This is a genomic window from Streptomyces bauhiniae (assembly GCF_004784475.1).
Lineage (GTDB): Bacteria > Actinomycetota > Actinomycetes > Streptomycetales > Streptomycetaceae > Streptomyces > Streptomyces seoulensis.
On sequence record NZ_SRRT01000003.1, the window covers coordinates 21,393 to 37,033 of the forward strand.

Sequence of the window (15,641 nt, forward strand, 5' to 3'; positions counted from 1 at the left end):
GAGGAACCCGCCCGTGGCTCAACACATCGACCCTTCCTTCCTGGCGCTCCCCCTGAGGGCCCTCGCTGATGCCGCGCTGGCGCGTGCACGCGCCCTGGGGGCCACGCACGCCGACTTCCGGCTGGAACGGGTGCGCAGCGCGTCATGGCGGCTGCGGGACGGGCGGCCGTCGGGGTCCTCGGACACCACCGACCTGGGGTACGCCGTCAGGGTCGTGCACGGGGGTAGCTGGGGGTTCGCCTCAGGGGTGGACCTGACGATGGACGGCGCCGCGAAGGTCGCCTCGCAGGCGGTGGCGATGGCCAAGCTGTCCGCGCAGGTGATCAAGGCCGCCGGGTCGGACGAGCGCGTCGAGCTGGCCGACGAGCCCGTACACGCCGACAAGACGTGGATCTCGTCGTACGACATCGACCCCTTCACCGTGCCGGACGCGGACAAGTCCGCGCTGCTGGGCGACTGGAGCGGGCGGCTCCTCGCGGCGCAGGGCGTCGACCACGTGGACGCCTCGCTGACCACCGTGCACGAGAACAAGTTCTACGCCGACACCGCCGGGACCGTCACCACCCAGCAGCGCGTCCGGCTGCACCCCGAGCTGACGGCCGTCTCCGTGGACGACTCCAGCGGCGAGTTCGACTCGATGCGCACCCTCGCCCCGCCGGCCGGCCGGGGCTGGGAGTACCTGACCGGCACCGGCTGGGACTGGGACGCCGAACTCGAACAGATCCCCGAGCTGCTGGCCGAGAAGATGCGCGCCCCGAGCGTGGACCCCGGCCTGTACGACCTGGTCGTGGACCCCTCCAACCTGTGGCTCACCATCCACGAGTCCATCGGCCACGCCACCGAACTGGACCGCGCCCTCGGCTACGAAGCCGCCTACGCCGGCACCTCGTTCGCCACCTTCGACCAGCTCGGCAAGCTCAAGTACGGCTCCGAGCTGATGAACGTCACCGGCGACCGCACCGCCGAACACGGCCTGGCGACCATCGGCTACGACGACGAGGGCGTGGCCGCGCAGTCCTGGGACCTAGTGAAGGACGGCACCCTCACCGGGTACCAACTCGACCGCCGGATCGCCAAGTTGACCGGCTTCGACCGCTCCAACGGCTGCGCCTTCGCGGACTCCCCCGGCCATGTCCCGGTCCAGCGCATGGCCAACGTCTCGCTGCGGCCGGACCCCGCCGGGCTGTCCACCGAGGGGCTGATCGGGGGCGTCGACCGGGGCATCTACGTCGTCGGGGACCGGTCCTGGTCGATCGACATGCAGCGCTACAACTTCCAGTTCACCGGCCAGCGCTTCTTCCGCATCGAGAACGGGCGGATCACCGGCCAGCTCCGGGATGTCGCCTACCAGGCCAACACCACCGACTTCTGGGGCTCGATGGCCGCCGTCGGCGGCCCCCAGACCTACGTCCTCGGCGGCGCCTTCAACTGCGGCAAGGCCCAGCCCGGCCAGGTCGCCGCCGTGTCCCACGGCTGCCCCTCCGCCCTGTTCCGGGGCGTCAACATCCTCAACACGACCCAGGAGGCCGGGCGATGAGCGCGCGGACCAGCAAGCCGTACGAGATCGTCGAGCGGGCCCTCGCGCTGTCCCGGGCGGACGGCTGTGTCGTCATCGCGGACGAGGAGTCCAGCGCCAACCTGCGCTGGGCGGGCAACGCGCTCACCACGAACGGCGTGACCCGCGGCCGTACCCTCACCGTGATCGCCACCGTGGACGGGCAGCAGGGCACCGCCTCCGGCGTGGTCTCGCGCTCGGCGGTGACGGCGGCCGAGCTGGAGCCGCTGGTGCGGGCCGCCGAGGCCGCCGCGCGGGCGGCCGGACCCGCCGAGGACGCCCAGCCGCTGGTCAGCGGGGTCCCGGACTCCCCCGACTTCCGCGACGCGCCCGCCGAGACCTCCTCCGCCGTGTTCGCCGACTTCGCCCCGGCGCTCGGCGAGGCGTTCGCCCGCGCCCGGGCCGGCGGCCGCGAGCTGTACGGCTTCGCCAGCCACGAGACCGTCTCCACCTACCTCGGCACCTCCACCGGCCTGCGCCTTCGGCACGACCAGCCGACCGGCACCCTGGAACTGAACGCCAAGTCCCCCGACCACACCCGCTCGGCCTGGGCCGGCCGCTCGACCCGCGACTTCAAGGACGTCGACCCGGGCGCCCTGGACACCGAGCTGGCCGAGCGCCTCGGCTGGGCCGAGCGCCGCGTGGAGCTGCCGGCCGGGCGGTACGAGACGCTGCTGCCCCCGTCCGCCGTGGCCGACCTGCTCATCTACCAGCTCTGGTCCGCCTCCGGCCGGGACGCCACCGAGGGCCGCACGGTGTTCTCCAAGCCGGGCGGCGGCACCCGTACCGGCGAGCGGCTCAGCGAGCTGCCGCTGACCCTGCGCAGCGACCCCGACGAGCCGGGCCTGAACTGCGCGCCCTTCGTCGTCGCCCACTCCTCCGGCGGCGACCGCTCGGTCTTCGACAACGGGCTGCCCGTACGCGCCACCGACTGGATCAAGGACGGTGTGCTCGACCACCTCACCACCACCCGGCACAGCGCGGCCCTGACCGGGCTGCCGCTCGCCCCGGCGCTGGACAACCTGATCCTGGACGGCGGCGGCGACCGCTCGCTCGCGGAGATGGTCGCGGCCACCGAGCGCGGGCTGCTGCTGACCTGCCTGTGGTACATCCGCGAGGTGGACCCGGCGACCCTGCTGCTCACCGGCCTCACCCGCGACGGCGTCTACCTGGTGGAGAACGGCGAGGTCACCGGCCAGGTGAACAACTTCCGGTTCAACGAGTCGCCCGTCGGCGTGCTCGGCCGCGCCTCCGAGGCGGGCCGCACCGAGCAGACGCTGCCCCGCGAGTGGAGCGACTGGTTCACCCGCGCCGCGATGCCCGCGCTCCGCGTGCCGGAATTCAATATGAGCTCTGTCAGCCAGGGCGTATAACCTCGTACTCGGCTGTCACCCGACCGCCGCATGATCATCTAGGAGACACGAGAACCGTGACGGACATCGTCGACGAACTGAAGTGGCGTGGGCTGATCGCCCTCTCCACCGACGAGGACGCATTGCGCAAGGCGTTCGCGGACGGTCCTGTCACGTTCTATTGCGGCTTCGACCCGACCGCGCCCAGCCTGCACCTCGGCAACCTGGTCCAGATCCTCACCATGCGCCGCATCCAGAACGCGGGCCACCGCCCGCTGGGCCTGGTCGGCGGCGCGACCGGTCTGATCGGCGACCCCAAGCCGACCGCCGAGCGCACGCTGAACGCGCCGGAGACCGTCGGCCAGTGGGTCGAGCGGCTGCGCGCGCAGATCCAGCCCCTGCTGGACTTCGAGGGTCCGAACGCGGCCGTGATGGTCAACAACCTGGACTGGACCCAGGGCATGTCGGCCATCGAGTTCCTGCGGGACATCGGCAAGCACTTCCGAGTCAACAAGATGATCGCCAAGGAGGCCGTCTCCCGCCGGCTGAACTCCGACGCGGGCATCAGCTACACCGAGTTCAGCTACCAGATCCTCCAGGGCATGGACTTCCTGGAGCTGTACCGGCGCTACGGCTGCACGCTGCAGACCGGCGGCAGCGACCAGTGGGGCAACCTCACCTCCGGCACCGACCTGATCCACCGGACCGAGCCGGACGCCGTGGTCCACGCGCTGGGCACCCCGCTGATCACCAAGGCGGACGGCACCAAGTTCGGCAAGACCGAGTCGGGCACCGTCTGGCTCGACGCGGAGATGACCACGCCGTACGCCTTCTACCAGTTCTGGCTGAACGCGGACGACCGGGACGTCTCCAAGTTCCTGCGGATCTTCAGCTTCAAGTCCCGCGAGGAGATCGCGGAGCTGGAGCGGCTGACCGAGGAGCGTCCGCAGGCCCGTGCGGCGCAGCGCGCGCTCGCGGAGGAGCTGACGACGCTGGTGCACGGCGCGGACCAGACCGCCGCCGTGGTCGCCGCGTCCAAGGCGCTGTTCGGCCAGGGCGAGCTGTCCGAGCTGGACGAGGCGACGCTCGCCGCCGCGCTCTCCGAGCTGCCGCACATCCAGGTCGCGGAGCTGGGCCCCGTGGTGGACCTGTTCGCCGAGGTCGGTCTCGTGGCCAGCAAGTCGGCCGCGCGGCGCACGGTGAAGGAGGGCGGGGCCTACGTGAACAACGTCAAGGTCGCCACTGAGGACGCCGTACCGGACGCCGGGGAGCTGCTGCACGGGCGCTGGCTGGTGCTGCGCCGGGGCAAGAAGAACCTGGCGGCGGTCGAGGTCACGGGCGCCTGAGGCATGGATAAGAGGGCGGCTTCCCTTCGCGGGGAGGCCGCCCTCTGTCGTACCCGCGTCACACCCGTTCGTCGTACTTGCGCTTGCGGCGCTTGCCGAGGGTCGCGGTGTAGAGCATGTCGACGAAGAACACGATGATGATCGCGGCGACGAGCTGGAAGATGTGCCTGCTCCAGTCGATGCCCTTGGTCTCCGCGACCCCCAGACCGCGCGCGATGGCGTTGCCCGCCAGGGCGCCCAGGATGCCGCAGATGGTGGTCAGCCACAGGGGGCTGTGCTGCTTGCCGGGAATGATCGCCTTGGCGAGCAGGCCCAGCACGAATCCCACGATGATCGCCCACAGCCAGCCCATGGCGGCCTCCTCGTCCGGTCCGACCTGATCGATCTGATCGTCCTGGCCAGTCTGGGCGCGCTCCGGCCGTCGCGCATGCCGGGGGCACCCGGACGGTGGACGTTCCCGCAGGCCGGACGGCGCCCCGGTATCGAGCGCGGGGGCGCGGCGGCGTACCGTTGGTGGGTGTGCCGGGGCCGGTTCGGGCCCGGACGCGGCTTTCGGGCCGGGGTTGGACCATGCGGGCGGATGGTGGACTGATGGGCAAGCAGCGTGGCGAGGTTTTCCGGATCACCGGCGCCCGGACCGGCCTGGCCGAGGACGTACGGGGCCGACAGCGGCGGTACGTGATCTCGATGTCGATCCGGACGGTGTCCGTGATCCTGGCCGCCTCCCTGTGGAACGTGGAGCGGTACGTCGCCATCGTGGCGCTGGTGCTGGGCGCCGCGCTGCCGTACATCGCCGTGGTGATCGCAAACGCGGGGCGGGAACGGCCGCAGTCGCTTCCCTCGACCTTCGTCGTGATGCCGTCCAAGCCGATGATCACACCGCCGCGTGACGAGCCTCGTGACGAAGAGTCAGCGGAGCGGTCGGATTCCGGCCCGGAACAGGCGTCGGCCCGGCCAGGTGCGGAGTCGCGGGAGAAACGTTCCGACCGAGCCTGAGCAGCGCGGCAGCGGAAAAAGCGGAAGACGACTTCCCGCCAAGCTCAGGAAAAGCTCAGTTCAATCATGCTGTTCTTGTGCCGGTCGGCCAGTGGTGCGTGACATACTGCGTACGCGCTCCGCATCCCCCGTCGGAGCGACAGACCGACGCCGGGCAGCTCCCCCCGTGGCTGCTCGGCGTCGCCTTGTTCGCAGGCGTTTTTCCCGCGCGAATTCACTCCGCGCACTCCCCGCCTTCCGTGGGAATCCCCTCTGCGAGAATCTTTTTCGTGAGTGAGACACCGATCTGTTCCGCGAAGGGCTGCCGGGCCGATGCCGTGTGGGTGCTGGCGTGGAACAACCCGAAGATCCACACCCCGGAGCGGCGCAAGACCTGGATCGCCTGCGAGGAACATCGCGAGCATCTGTCGCAGTTCCTCGGCGTGCGCGGCTTCCTGAAGGACGTGGTCCCGCTCCGGGAATGGGAGGACTCAGCCGCCGATCGCTGACATCGGGCGGTCCGGCTGGACGAAGGACGGGTCGTCGAGGCCCGCGCCCGCCTTCTTGCCCCACATCGCCTTGCGCCACAGCTCGGCGATCTCCTCGTCGGAGGCGCCGGAGCGCAGCAGGGCGCGCAGGTCGGTCTCCTCGGTGGCGAACAGACAGGTGCGTATCTGGCCGTCGGCGGTGAGCCGGGTGCGGTCGCAGGCCGCGCAGAACGGGCGGGTCACCGAGGCGATCACGCCGACCCGCTGCGGGCCGCCGTCCACCAGCCAGCGCTCGGCCGGGGCCGAACCGCGCTCGCCCTCGCCCTCGTCGGTCAGCTCGAAGCGGGTGCGCAGGGAGGCGAGGATGTCCTGGGCGGTGACCATGCCCTCGCGCTTCCAGCCGTGCTGGGCGTCGAGCGGCATCTGCTCGATGAAGCGCAGCTCGTACGCGTGCTCCAGCGCCCAGGCCAGCAGGTCGGGGGCCTCGTCCGCGTTGAGGCCCGGCATCAGGACCGAGTTGACCTTGACCGGGGTGAGGCCCGCCTCGGAGGCGGCTTGGAGCCCGTCCAGGACGTCCTGGTGGCGGTTGCGCCGGGTGAGGGTCTTGAAGACGTCGGGGCGCAGGGTGTCCAGCGAGACGTTGACCCGGTCGAGCCCCGCCTGCTTCAGGGCGGCGGCGGTGCGCTTGAGGCCGATGCCGTTGGTGGTGATGGACATCTGGGGGCGCGGCTCAAGGGCCGCGACGCGCTCCACGATGCCGACCAGGCCGGGGCGGAGCAGGGGCTCGCCACCGGTGAAGCGGACCTCCTCGATGCCGAGGTGGGTCACCGCGAGGTCGATCAGGCGGACGATCTCGTCGTCCGTGAGCAGGTCCGGCTTGGCCAGCCACTGCAGGCCCTCCTCGGGCATACAGTAGGTGCAGCGCAGATTGCACCGGTCGGTCAGTGAAACCCTCAGGTCGGTGGCCACCCGGCCGTAGGTGTCGATGAGCACGTGGGCCCCCTCCCTCGTCTCGGACCGTCTGTCATTCGCCACTTGCGAGCCTACGCGAGACCTCGGACATCGACAGCCGCTGATTCCCCGGCCCGGCATGGACGCGGCCGCGCCGCGCGAGGGTCCTGCCCCGCGCGGCGCGGCCGTGAGGTGTGCCGAACGGGCGGCTCAGTGCGCCCCGGTGCCGGTCAGGGACCGTACCTCCAGCTCGGCGTACTTCTCCGCGTCCGGGACCTCCTTGGACAGCAGGGTGCCGACCGCGCCCAGCAGGAAGCCGACCGGGATCGAGATGATGCCGGGGTTCTCCAGCGGGAACCAGTGGAAGTCGACGTCGGGGAACATCGAGGTCGGCTTGCCGGAGACCACCGGGGAGAACAGCACCAGGCCGACCGCGGTGACCAGGCCGCCGTAGATCGACCACAGGGCGCCCGAGGTGGTGAACCGCTTCCAGAACAGGCTGTAGAGGATGGTCGGCAGGTTCGCCGACGCGGCGACCGCGAAGGCCAGCGCCACGAGTCCGGCCACGTTCAGGTCGCGGGAGAGCGCGCCGAGCACGATGGAGACGGCGCCGATGCCGACGGTGGCGTACCGGGCGGCGTTGATCTCCTGCTTCTCGGTGGCCCGGCCCTTCTTGATGACGTTGGCGTAGATGTCGTGGGCGAAGGACGAGGAGGAGGCCAGGGTGAGGCCGGCGACGACCGCGAGGATCGTGGCGAAGGCGACGGCGGAGATGCTGGCCAGCAGGATGGCGCCCCAGTTGGAGTCCACTCCCCCGAGGTGCAGGGCGAGCAGGGGGGCCGCGGTGTTGCCCGCCTTGTTGGAGGCGATGATCTCCTCGGGCTTGATCAGCGCGGCCGCGCCGAAGCCCAGGGCGAGGGTCATCAGGTAGAAGGCGCCGATCAGACCGATGGCCCAGATCACCGATTTCCGGGCCGCCTTGGCGGTGGGGACCGTGTAGAAGCGGATCAGGATGTGCGGCAGGCCGGCGGTGCCCAGGACCAGGGCGATGCCGAGGGAGATGAAGTCCAGCTTGGAGGTGCCGGTGGCGCCGTACTTCAGGCCGGGCTCAAGGAACGCCTTGCCCTTGCCGCTGTTGTCGGCGGCCGAGCCCAGCAGGTCGGAGACGTTGAAGTCGAACTTGAGCAGCACCAGGAAGGTCAGCAGTATCGCGCCCGCGATGAGGAGGACCGCCTTGACCATCTGGACCCAGGTGGTGCCCTTCATCCCGCCGATGGTGACGTACACGATCATCAGAACGCCGACCAGGGCGACGATGCCGATCTTGCCGCTGTCGCTGGTGATGCCGAGCAGCAGGGAGACCAGGACACCGGCGCCGGCCATCTGCGCGAGCAGGTAGAAGATCGACACCACGATGGTGGAGGTGCCCGCGGCGGTGCGTACCGGGCGCTGGCGCATCCGGTAGGCCAGCACGTCGCCCATGGTGTAGCGGCCGGAGTTGCGCAGCGGCTCGGCGACCAGGAGCAGCGCGACCAGCCAGGCGACCAGGAAGCCGATGGAGTACAGGAAGCCGTCGTAGCCGAACAGGGCGATGGCGCCCGCGATGCCGAGGAAGGACGCGGCGGACATGTAGTCGCCGGAGACGGCGAGTCCGTTCTGGAAGCCGGTGAACTGGCGGCCGCCCGCGTAGAAGTCGGCGGCGTCCTTGGTCTGGCGGCCCGCCCAGACGGTGATGACCAGGGTCGCGGCGACGAACACCGCGAACAGGGAGATGATCAGACCTCTGTGCTCGCTGGCCTCGCCGGCCGCGAGCAGGGTGTGCTGGGCGGCGATCGTGTGCGATGCGGACATCAGGCGCCGCCCTCCATCCGGGACTTGATGGCGTCGGCCCTGGGGTCGAGCTTGGCGGCGGCGTGCCGCGCGTACCACCAGGCGATGAGGAACGTGGTGAGGAACTGGGCGAGGCCCAGCACGAGGGCCACGTTGATGTTCCCGGCGATCTCGGTGCCCATGAAGTCGCCCGCGTAGCAGGAGAGCAGCACGTAGGCCAGGTACCAGGCGATGAAGGCGATCGTCAGGGGAAAGGCGAACGAGCGGTGGGCGCGGCGCAGTTCACCGAACTCCGCGCTCGCCTGTGCCTCGGTGAACTCCTCGGGGGACGGAAGTGGGTGCTTCGCGGGGGGCGGTGTCTCGGTCGCCACTCAAGGTCTCCTCGCGTCACGGACGGGCGGTTGCCGACCTCACTGGAACGGAGATCACGTTACCGGGCGTCAACGCGTGACTCCCCGTTGTGATCTTCCGGGGGGCGCGATCCGGCCGTACCCCCTCGTTGACGCACACGGCCCGGCGCGTACGCCGGTTCACGGGAGTGCGGGCCTTTCGGAGTTCCGTGTCACCGGGATAGCTTCACCTTGTTCCACCCGTCATGTACCTGCCCGAGCGCCACCCGTGCCTCGGGCGGTTTCGTTTCCGGATGATGTGGAGATCCCATGGCTCATCTGCGCTCCCGGCGCCGGTTCGCGCCGGCCGTCCCGGTCGTGCTGTCGCTGACCGCCTCGCTCGGCTTCCTGCCGACGGCGGCTTCGGCGGCCCCGTCCACGGCCCCGACGACGCGGGCGGCGGAGGGTTCGGCCACCACGTACGACGGCCCGAAGCTGTCCTACGTGGTCAACACGAGAACGGACCATCGCACGATCGAGTCGGTGCGCCGCGCGATAGGACGCAACGGCGGCACCGTCGTGGCCAGTTACGACCGTATCGGCGTGATCGTGGTGCACTCCGCGAACCCCGACTTCGCCAAGTCGATCCGCAAGGTGTCCGGTGTCTCCTCGGCCGGGGCCACCCGCAACGCGCCGCTGCCCGCGCAGTCCACCACCGACGTGGGGGCGCCGAAGCCGCTCACGGCGGCGGAGCTGTCGAAGGCCAAGGCGGTCGACGGGCAGGACCCGTTGGAGCCGCTCCAGTGGGACCTGCCCGCCATCAAGGCGGACAAGGCCCATGAGAAGACGCTCGGCAGCAAGAAGGTGACGGTCGCCGTCATCGACACCGGCGTCGACGACACCCACCCGGACATCGCGCCCAACTTCGACCGGGCGGCCTCCGTCAACTGCGTCTCCGGCGCGCCGGACACGGCGGACGGTGCCTGGCGGCCGAGCGCGGCGGAGTCCCCGCACGGCACGCATGTCGCGGGTGAGATCGCGGGCGCCAAGAACGGCGTCGGCATCACCGGTGTGGCGCCCGGTGTGAAGGTGTCCGGCATCAAGGTGGGCAACCCGGACGGCTACTTCTACACCGAGGCCGTGGTCTGCGGGTTCGTGTGGGCGGCCGAGCACCACGTGGACGTCACCAACAACAGCTATTACACCGACCCGTGGTACTTCAACTGCACCGGCGACCCGGACCAGAAGGCCCTGGTGGACGCCATCACGCGGGCCACGCGGTACGCGGAGAGCAAGGGCACGGTCAATGTCGCGGCGGCCGGCAACGAGAACTACGACTTCGCCGCCGACTCGATCACCGACCCCTCCTCGCCCAACGACGGCACGCCCTCGGACCGGACCGTCGACCCGCGCAAGTGCTTCGACATACCCACCCAGCTTCCGGGGGTGGTGACGGTCGCGGCGACCGGCGCGAAGGGGATCAAGTCGTCGTTCTCCAACTACGGCCTGGGCACGATCGACATCGCGGCGCCCGGTGGCGACTCGACCGCCTACCAGACCCCGGCCCCGCCCGCGACCAGCGGTCTCATCCTGGGCCCGCTGCCCGGCGGCACGTGGGGGTACATGGCCGGCACCTCGATGGCCTCGCCGCACGTCGCGGGTGTCGCCGCGCTGATCAAGTCGGTCCACCCGCACGCCTCCGCTGCCGCGGTGAAGGCCCTGCTGTACGCGGAGGCCACGGCCACGCCGTGCACCGACCCGTACGACATCAACAGTGACGGCAAGGTCGACGCGGTGTGCGAGGGCACGAAGAACCGGAACGGGTTCTACGGCTGGGGAATCGCGGACGCGCTGGCGGCGGTGACGCACTAGGCGCCTCCTTGTGGGGCCGGGGCGGCTGATGCATAGTGCGGCCATGATCGATCCCATGATCAAGTCCGCCTGGGTCGCGCTGGGCGGCGATCGCGCGCTGCTGGCCCGGCTGGTCTGCGTCGAGCGGCCGGGGGCGCTGATCGGCCGCCTTCCCGTGCAGCGGCTGGCGCGTGCGTGCGTGGGCACGTGCGCGCTGGCCGCCGCCGAGCTGGGCGCGCTGCGGGCCGGGCTCGGTGAGGTACCGCGTGCCGTGGTGGACGACGGCGCGGTGGTCACCGCGTTCCACAGCGAGCGGCTGCTGCGGATCGACGGCCGCGCCCCGGTCAACTTCGCCCCGCTGTCCCGCTGGTGGCGGGCCTCGTACGGCTGGGTACGCACCCACGCCAACTACCCGCACCACCGACAGCGCCTCCTCGGCGCCCTGGGACTGCCCGACGACGCCGGCCCCGAGGACGTGGAGCGGCTGCTCCTCGAACGCTCCGCCCTGGACGTCGAGGAGGCGGTGTACGCGGCCGGGGGCCTGGCGGTGGCCCTGCGTACGCCTGGGCAGTGGGCGGCACATCCGCAGGGCGCGGAGGTGGCACGGCGGCCGCTGGTCGAGCGCATCCCGATCGGCTCGGCCTCGGCACGCCAACTTCCGCCCTTGGAAAGGGAGTCCGGCCCCCTGCTGCCCGCCACCGGCCTGCGCGTGCTGGACCTCACCCGCGTCCTCGCCGGGCCCGTCGCCACCCGCACCCTCGCTCTCCTCGGCGCGGACGTGCTGCGCGTGGATGCCCCCGAGTTGCCCGAACTTGCCGACCAGCACGCCGACACGGGCTTCGGGAAGCGGTCGGCCACCCTCGAACTCGCCACCGACACCACGGCGTTGACCGACCTGCTGGCCTCCGCCGACGTGGTCGTCACCGGCTACCGCCCCGGCGCCCTCGACCGCTTCGGCCTCTCCCCCGAGGCGCTGGCCGGGCGGTACCCCGGCCTGATCGTCGCCCAGATCTCGGCGTGGGGGGCGTACGGGCCCTGGGGTGAGCGGCGCGGCTTCGACAGCCTCGTCCAGGTCGCGACCGGCATCGCGGCCACCGAGGGCTCGACCATGGAGCCCGGCGCGCTGCCCGCGCAGGCCCTGGACCACGGCTCGGGCTACCTACTGGCGGCAGGCGTCCTGCGTGCCCTGACCGAACGCTCCCACGACGGCCAAGGCCGCCTGGTACGCCTCGCCCTCGCCCGCACCGCCCACTGGCTGACCACCGAGGCCGGCCGAGACCCCCGCCCCGGCGGCCCCTCCTACGAGGGCCCGGCCCCCTGGCTGACCGAACGCGCCAGCCCCCTGGGCCACTTGGACTACGCCCGCCCCCCGGTGTCCTTCACCGGCGGCCCGACAGACTGGGCCACCCCACCGGTGCCTTGGGGGTCGAGCCCGGCGAAGTGGAGCTGACCGGGGGCGATCGGTCAGCCGTTGGTGACGAGGACCTTCAGGGCTGTGCGCTCGTCCATCGCGCGGTAGCCGTCCGGGACGCCCTCGATGTCTACGGTCATGTCGAAGACCGGGGAGGGGTCGATGGTGCCGTTGAGGACGTCGGGGAGGAGTTCGGGGATGTAGGTGCGGACCGGGGCGACGCCGCCGCGCAGGGCGATGTTGCGGTCGAACATGACGCTGAGGTCCAGGCCGGTGCCGCTGCCGTGGGGGACGCCGACGAAGCCGATGGCGCCGCCGTCGCGGGTGATGTTGACGGCCGTGCTCATGGACTGCTCGGTGCCGACCGCCTCGACGACGGCGTGGGCGCCCTGGCCACGGGTCAGCTCGCGGACGGCGGCGACCGCTTCCTCGCCGCGCGCCGCGACGACGTCGGTGGCGCCGAAGCGGCGGGCGATGTCGGTGCGGGCCTCGTGGCGGCCGAGGGCGATGATCCGCTCGGCGCCGAGCCGCTTGGCGGCGAGCACCGCGCAGAGGCCGACCGCGCCGTCACCGACGACGGCGACCGTGGCGCCGGGGCGGGCGCCCGCGCCGAGGGCGGCGTGGTGGCCGGTGCCGAGCACGTCGGAGAGGGTGAGCAGGCCGGTGAGGAGGTGGTCGTCGGAGGCCGCCTCACCCGGCAGCTTCACCAGGGTGCCGTCGGCGAACGGCACCCGCACCGCCTCGCCCTGGCCGCCGTCGTAGCCGACGGAGCCCCAGAAGCCGCCGTGCACGCAGGACGTGGTCAGGCCCTCGGCGCAGTACTCGCAGGTGCCGTCGGACCACATGAACGGGGCGACCACGAGGTCCCCGCGTCGCAGCGTGCCGACGGCGGAGCCGGTCTCCTCCACCACACCGAGGAACTCGTGCCCTATCCGCTGCCCCGGCTGCCGGGCCGCCTCGCCCCGGTAGGCCCACAGGTCGCTGCCGCAGATGCAGGCGCGCAGCACGCGTACGACGGCGTCGGTGGGGAGCTGCACGATCGGCTCGGGCACGTCCGTCACCCGCATGTCGAACGGGGCGTGGATGGTGGTGGCGCGCATGACGGGGTCCTTCTCGTACCGGGGTGGTGGGGGCGCCCGGAAGTGGCCCGAGCGCACCCACGGTACGCCGTCGCGGGACCGGTCCGCGCCGCGAGGAGCCCCGGACCAGCGGCGACGCCGTCAAAGGCGTGTCCCCGTACCGGCCTTGAGGGCGTACACCCTTGCGAGGACCGACCCGGTCGGTGGGGTGGGAGCCCCTGGGCGGCCCGGCTGTCGGCGGTGACCCGTATCCTCATTGACCATGCTCGAAGACCCCGCGACCGCAGTGTCCTCGCCCACCCCGTGGCCGGCCGTGTATCCGAAGGGATACGCGGTCGTTGACGTCGAGACCACCGGGCTGGCGCGCGACGACCGGATCATCTCCGCGGCCGTGTACCGGCTGGACGCGCGGGGCGAGGTCGAGGACCACTGGTACACGCTGGTCAACCCCGAGCGCGACCCCGGCCCGGTGTGGATACACGGGCTGACGAGCGACGTGCTCGAAGGGGCGCCGCTCTTCACGGAGGTGGCGGAGGAGTTCGCGGCCCGGCTGGCCGACCGCGTACTGGTCGCGCACAACGCGGTCTTCGACTGGCAGATGATCGCGCGGGAGTACGCGCGCGCCCGGCGCGAGCCCCCCGTGCGCCAGCGGCTGTGCACCATCGCGCTCTCCAAGGAGCTGCGCCTGCCGCTGCCCAACTTCAAGCTGGAGTCGCTCGCCGCGCACTTCGGGGTCGTGCAGCAGCGGGCGCACCACGCGCTGGACGATGCGCGGGTGCTGGCGGAGGCGTTCCGGCCGAGCCTGCGCGCGGCCGCCGCGAACGAGGTGCGGCTGCCGCTGCTGGAGTGCCGTCCGCTCACCGAGTGGTCGGACGCCCCGCTCATCGGCCGTCAGGCGACCGGCGGTTACGGCGGCGGACGCGGCCCCGGCTGGCGCCCGGCGCGCAAGCGGCCCGCGTGCCCGTACCCCAACCCCGGACGGTACGAACCGGGCAAACGTCTCAAGCAGGGCATGCGGGTGGCCTTTTCGGGTGACACCTCCACCGAGCGCGAGCTGCTGGAGGACCGGGCGACCGAGGCCGGGCTGCACGTGGCCACCAGCCTCTCCCGGCTGACCAGCCTGCTGGTCACCAACGACCCCGACTCGGGCACCTCCAAGACGGCCAAGGCCCGCCAGTTCGGCACCCCGGTCATCGACGAGGCGGCCTTCGGGCAACTGCTGCGGGACGTCGAAGCGGCCGGCTGAGAGCCGTACACACGGGTGATTCCCCGCGATTCGCGCCCGCGCCCGCTCGCCCGGCGGGCGGGTACGGCTCACTCTGAGGCGCATGGCGAGATGCGAAGTTTGCGGCAATGACTACGGAATGACCTTCGAGGTCCACGCACAGGGCGCGGTGCACGTCTTCGACTGCTTCTCCTGTGCGATCCACCGCATGGCACCCATCTGCGAGCACTGCCGGGTGCAGATCATCGGGCAGGGCGTGGAAGTGGAGGGCCACTGGTACTGCGGCGCCCACTGCGCCCGCGCCGAGGGGAAGGCGGGGGTGGTGGACCGGGTCTGACCCGGTACCCGCCCGAATGCGCCCCACGGCCCACAGGTACCGTCGTGGGGTGCACCGCTACCGCTTCCTGCTCACCCGCCAGTGGGTGATCCTCACCCTCGTCGTGATCGCGCTGATCCCGACGATGATCAGGCTCGGTTTCTGGCAGCACCACCGGTACGAGGAACGCACCGCCCGCAACGACCTGGTCGCGCGGGCCCTGCACGCCGATCCGGTGCCCGTGGAACGGCTCGCCTCCCCCGGCCGCGCCGTCACCCACGCCGACAAGTACCGCACGGTCACCGCGACCGGCACCTTCGACACCGCCCACGAGGAGGTCGTCCGGCGCCGCACCAACGCCGACGACGAGGTGGGCTTCCACGTCCTGACCCCGCTGAGGCTGACCGACGGCCGGGTGCTGCTGGTCAACCGGGGCTGGATTCCGGCGAACGGCGCCCAGACCGAGTTCCCGAAGGTCCCCGCGCCCCCGGCCGGGAAGGTCACGATCACCGGCCGGCTGAAGGCCGACGAGACCACCGCGGCCAGCGGCATCAAGCAGATCGCCGGTCTCCCGGACCGCCAGGTCATGCTGATCAACAGCGCCGACCAGGCCAAGCGCCTCGGGGCCCAGGTGCTCGGCGGCTATGTGGAGCAGACCGCGCCGGAGCCCAGGGGCGACACCCCGGAGCAGATCTCCAGCCCGGGCAAGGAAGACGCCCCGCTGAACTACGCGTACATGATCCAGTGGTGGCTGTTCGCCGCCGCCGTGCCCGTCGGCTGGTGGTTCCTGGTCCGGCGCGAGCTGCGCGACCGGGCGGCGGCCGCCGAGCAGGGGAGCGCGGCCGAGGCGGAACCCGCCGCCGTGTGAGCCGGGTGTCACTCCCCCGGCGCACCACCTGATTGGCCGTCAGGCCGCACGGGGAATCGCCAAGG

Annotated in this window: 15 protein-coding genes; 10 read left to right on the forward strand and 5 right to left on the reverse strand. The window is 71.5% G+C overall.

The window, feature by feature from the left end:
* Positions 1-13 precede the first annotated feature (13 nt).
* Genes E5083_RS10165 through tyrS form a run of 3 tightly spaced genes read left to right on the forward strand, consistent with a single transcriptional unit; the run spans position 14 to position 4,253 of the window.
* Positions 14-1,537, forward strand: coding sequence for a TldD/PmbA family protein (locus E5083_RS10165; protein ID WP_135785332.1), 1,524 nt, complete (start codon positions 14-16; stop codon positions 1,535-1,537).
* Positions 1,534-2,928 carry a metallopeptidase TldD-related protein gene (locus E5083_RS10170; RefSeq protein ID WP_135785333.1) on the forward strand — a complete coding sequence of 465 codons (1,395 nt, stop codon included), beginning with the start codon at positions 1,534-1,536 and terminating at the stop codon, positions 2,926-2,928. The genes E5083_RS10165 and E5083_RS10170 overlap by 4 nt, the downstream gene beginning before the upstream one ends.
* Positions 2,929-2,984: 56 nt before the next feature.
* A complete protein-coding gene (gene tyrS / locus E5083_RS10175; RefSeq protein ID WP_135785334.1) occupies positions 2,985-4,253 on the forward strand; it encodes a tyrosine--tRNA ligase in 1,269 nt (422 codons plus the stop codon).
* Between the two features lie 58 nt (positions 4,254-4,311).
* Here the strand turns inward: tyrS and E5083_RS10180 are convergent, their stop codons facing one another.
* Complete coding sequence (locus tag E5083_RS10180) at positions 4,312-4,605, reverse strand: GlsB/YeaQ/YmgE family stress response membrane protein (RefSeq protein WP_031182097.1); 294 nt, start codon at positions 4,603-4,605, stop codon at positions 4,312-4,314.
* Between the two features lie 239 nt (positions 4,606-4,844).
* Between E5083_RS10180 and E5083_RS10185 the strand changes: the two genes are divergently transcribed.
* Positions 4,845-5,249: a DUF3099 domain-containing protein gene (locus tag E5083_RS10185; protein WP_135785335.1), complete on the forward strand. Its 405-nt coding sequence runs from the start codon at positions 4,845-4,847 to the stop codon at positions 5,247-5,249.
* 269 nt (positions 5,250-5,518) lie between these two features.
* Entirely contained in the window at positions 5,519-5,737 is a 219-nt protein-coding gene (locus E5083_RS10190) for a hypothetical protein (RefSeq protein WP_031182095.1), read from the forward strand.
* On the opposite strand, the gene moaA is transcribed toward E5083_RS10190, so the two are convergent.
* The 3 genes from moaA to E5083_RS10205 form a co-directional block, all read right to left on the reverse strand.
* Positions 5,720-6,709, reverse strand: a complete 990-nt coding sequence (moaA, locus tag E5083_RS10195) for a GTP 3',8-cyclase MoaA (protein ID WP_244317469.1) — start codon at positions 6,707-6,709, stop codon at positions 5,720-5,722. The genes E5083_RS10190 and moaA overlap by 18 nt on opposite strands.
* Positions 6,710-6,877: 168 nt before the next feature.
* Positions 6,878-8,518, reverse strand: a complete 1,641-nt coding sequence (locus tag E5083_RS10200; protein WP_135785337.1) for a solute symporter family protein — start codon at positions 8,516-8,518, stop codon at positions 6,878-6,880.
* Positions 8,518-8,868 (reverse strand): DUF485 domain-containing protein, encoded by a 351-nt coding sequence (locus E5083_RS10205; protein ID WP_135785338.1) that lies wholly within the window; start codon positions 8,866-8,868, stop codon positions 8,518-8,520. The genes E5083_RS10200 and E5083_RS10205 overlap by 1 nt, the downstream gene beginning before the upstream one ends.
* 288 nt (positions 8,869-9,156) lie before the next feature.
* On the opposite strand from E5083_RS10205, the gene E5083_RS10210 reads away from it, so the two are divergent.
* Together E5083_RS10210 and E5083_RS10215 are read left to right on the forward strand one after the other, a co-directional pair.
* Complete coding sequence (locus E5083_RS10210; protein ID WP_135785339.1) at positions 9,157-10,698, forward strand: S8 family peptidase; 1,542 nt, start codon at positions 9,157-9,159, stop codon at positions 10,696-10,698.
* Between the two features lie 43 nt (positions 10,699-10,741).
* Positions 10,742-12,127 carry a CoA transferase gene (locus E5083_RS10215; protein ID WP_208754021.1) on the forward strand — a complete coding sequence of 462 codons (1,386 nt, stop codon included), beginning with the start codon at positions 10,742-10,744 and terminating at the stop codon, positions 12,125-12,127.
* Positions 12,128-12,141: 14 nt separating this feature from the next.
* Here the strand turns inward: E5083_RS10215 and E5083_RS10220 are convergent, their stop codons facing one another.
* Positions 12,142-13,188, reverse strand: a complete 1,047-nt coding sequence (locus tag E5083_RS10220) for a zinc-dependent alcohol dehydrogenase family protein (protein ID WP_135785340.1) — start codon at positions 13,186-13,188, stop codon at positions 12,142-12,144.
* A 241-nt stretch (positions 13,189-13,429) separates the two neighbouring features.
* Here E5083_RS10220 and E5083_RS10225 point away from each other — a divergent pair, with 241 nt between their 5' ends.
* The 3 genes from E5083_RS10225 (at position 13,430) to E5083_RS10235 (ending at position 15,576) form a co-directional block, all read left to right on the forward strand.
* Complete coding sequence (locus tag E5083_RS10225; RefSeq protein WP_135785341.1) at positions 13,430-14,413, forward strand: DEDDh family exonuclease; 984 nt, start codon at positions 13,430-13,432, stop codon at positions 14,411-14,413.
* 82 nt (positions 14,414-14,495) lie between these two features.
* Positions 14,496-14,729, forward strand: coding sequence for a hypothetical protein (locus tag E5083_RS10230; protein ID WP_078858611.1), 234 nt, complete (start codon positions 14,496-14,498; stop codon positions 14,727-14,729).
* A 16-nt stretch (positions 14,730-14,745) separates the two neighbouring features.
* Positions 14,746-15,576, forward strand: a complete 831-nt coding sequence (locus E5083_RS10235) for an SURF1 family cytochrome oxidase biogenesis protein (RefSeq protein ID WP_167513510.1) — start codon at positions 14,746-14,748, stop codon at positions 15,574-15,576.
* The last annotated feature ends 65 nt before the right edge of the window (positions 15,577-15,641 follow it).

What these genes read in the sequence shown, in the direction of transcription:
- E5083_RS10225 (WP_135785341.1), top strand. Translation starts at nt 13,430, where the DNA reads ATGCTCGAAGACCCCGCGACCGCAGTGTCCTCGCCCACCCCGTGGCCG.
- E5083_RS10180 (WP_031182097.1), bottom strand. Translation starts at nt 4,605, where the DNA reads ATGGGCTGGCTGTGGGCGATCATCGTGGGATTCGTGCTGGGCCTGCTC.
- E5083_RS10230 (WP_078858611.1), top strand. Translation starts at nt 14,496, where the DNA reads ATGGCGAGATGCGAAGTTTGCGGCAATGACTACGGAATGACCTTCGAG.
- E5083_RS10200 (WP_135785337.1), bottom strand. Translation starts at nt 8,518, where the DNA reads ATGTCCGCATCGCACACGATCGCCGCCCAGCACACCCTGCTCGCGGCC.
- E5083_RS10220 (WP_135785340.1), bottom strand. Translation starts at nt 13,188, where the DNA reads ATGCGCGCCACCACCATCCACGCCCCGTTCGACATGCGGGTGACGGAC.
- E5083_RS10215 (WP_208754021.1), top strand. Translation starts at nt 10,742, where the DNA reads ATGATCGATCCCATGATCAAGTCCGCCTGGGTCGCGCTGGGCGGCGAT.
- E5083_RS10185 (WP_135785335.1), top strand. Translation starts at nt 4,845, where the DNA reads ATGGGCAAGCAGCGTGGCGAGGTTTTCCGGATCACCGGCGCCCGGACC.
- E5083_RS10235 (WP_167513510.1), top strand. Translation starts at nt 14,746, where the DNA reads ATGCGCCCCACGGCCCACAGGTACCGTCGTGGGGTGCACCGCTACCGC.
- E5083_RS10170 (WP_135785333.1), top strand. Translation starts at nt 1,534, where the DNA reads ATGAGCGCGCGGACCAGCAAGCCGTACGAGATCGTCGAGCGGGCCCTC.
- E5083_RS10210 (WP_135785339.1), top strand. Translation starts at nt 9,157, where the DNA reads ATGGCTCATCTGCGCTCCCGGCGCCGGTTCGCGCCGGCCGTCCCGGTC.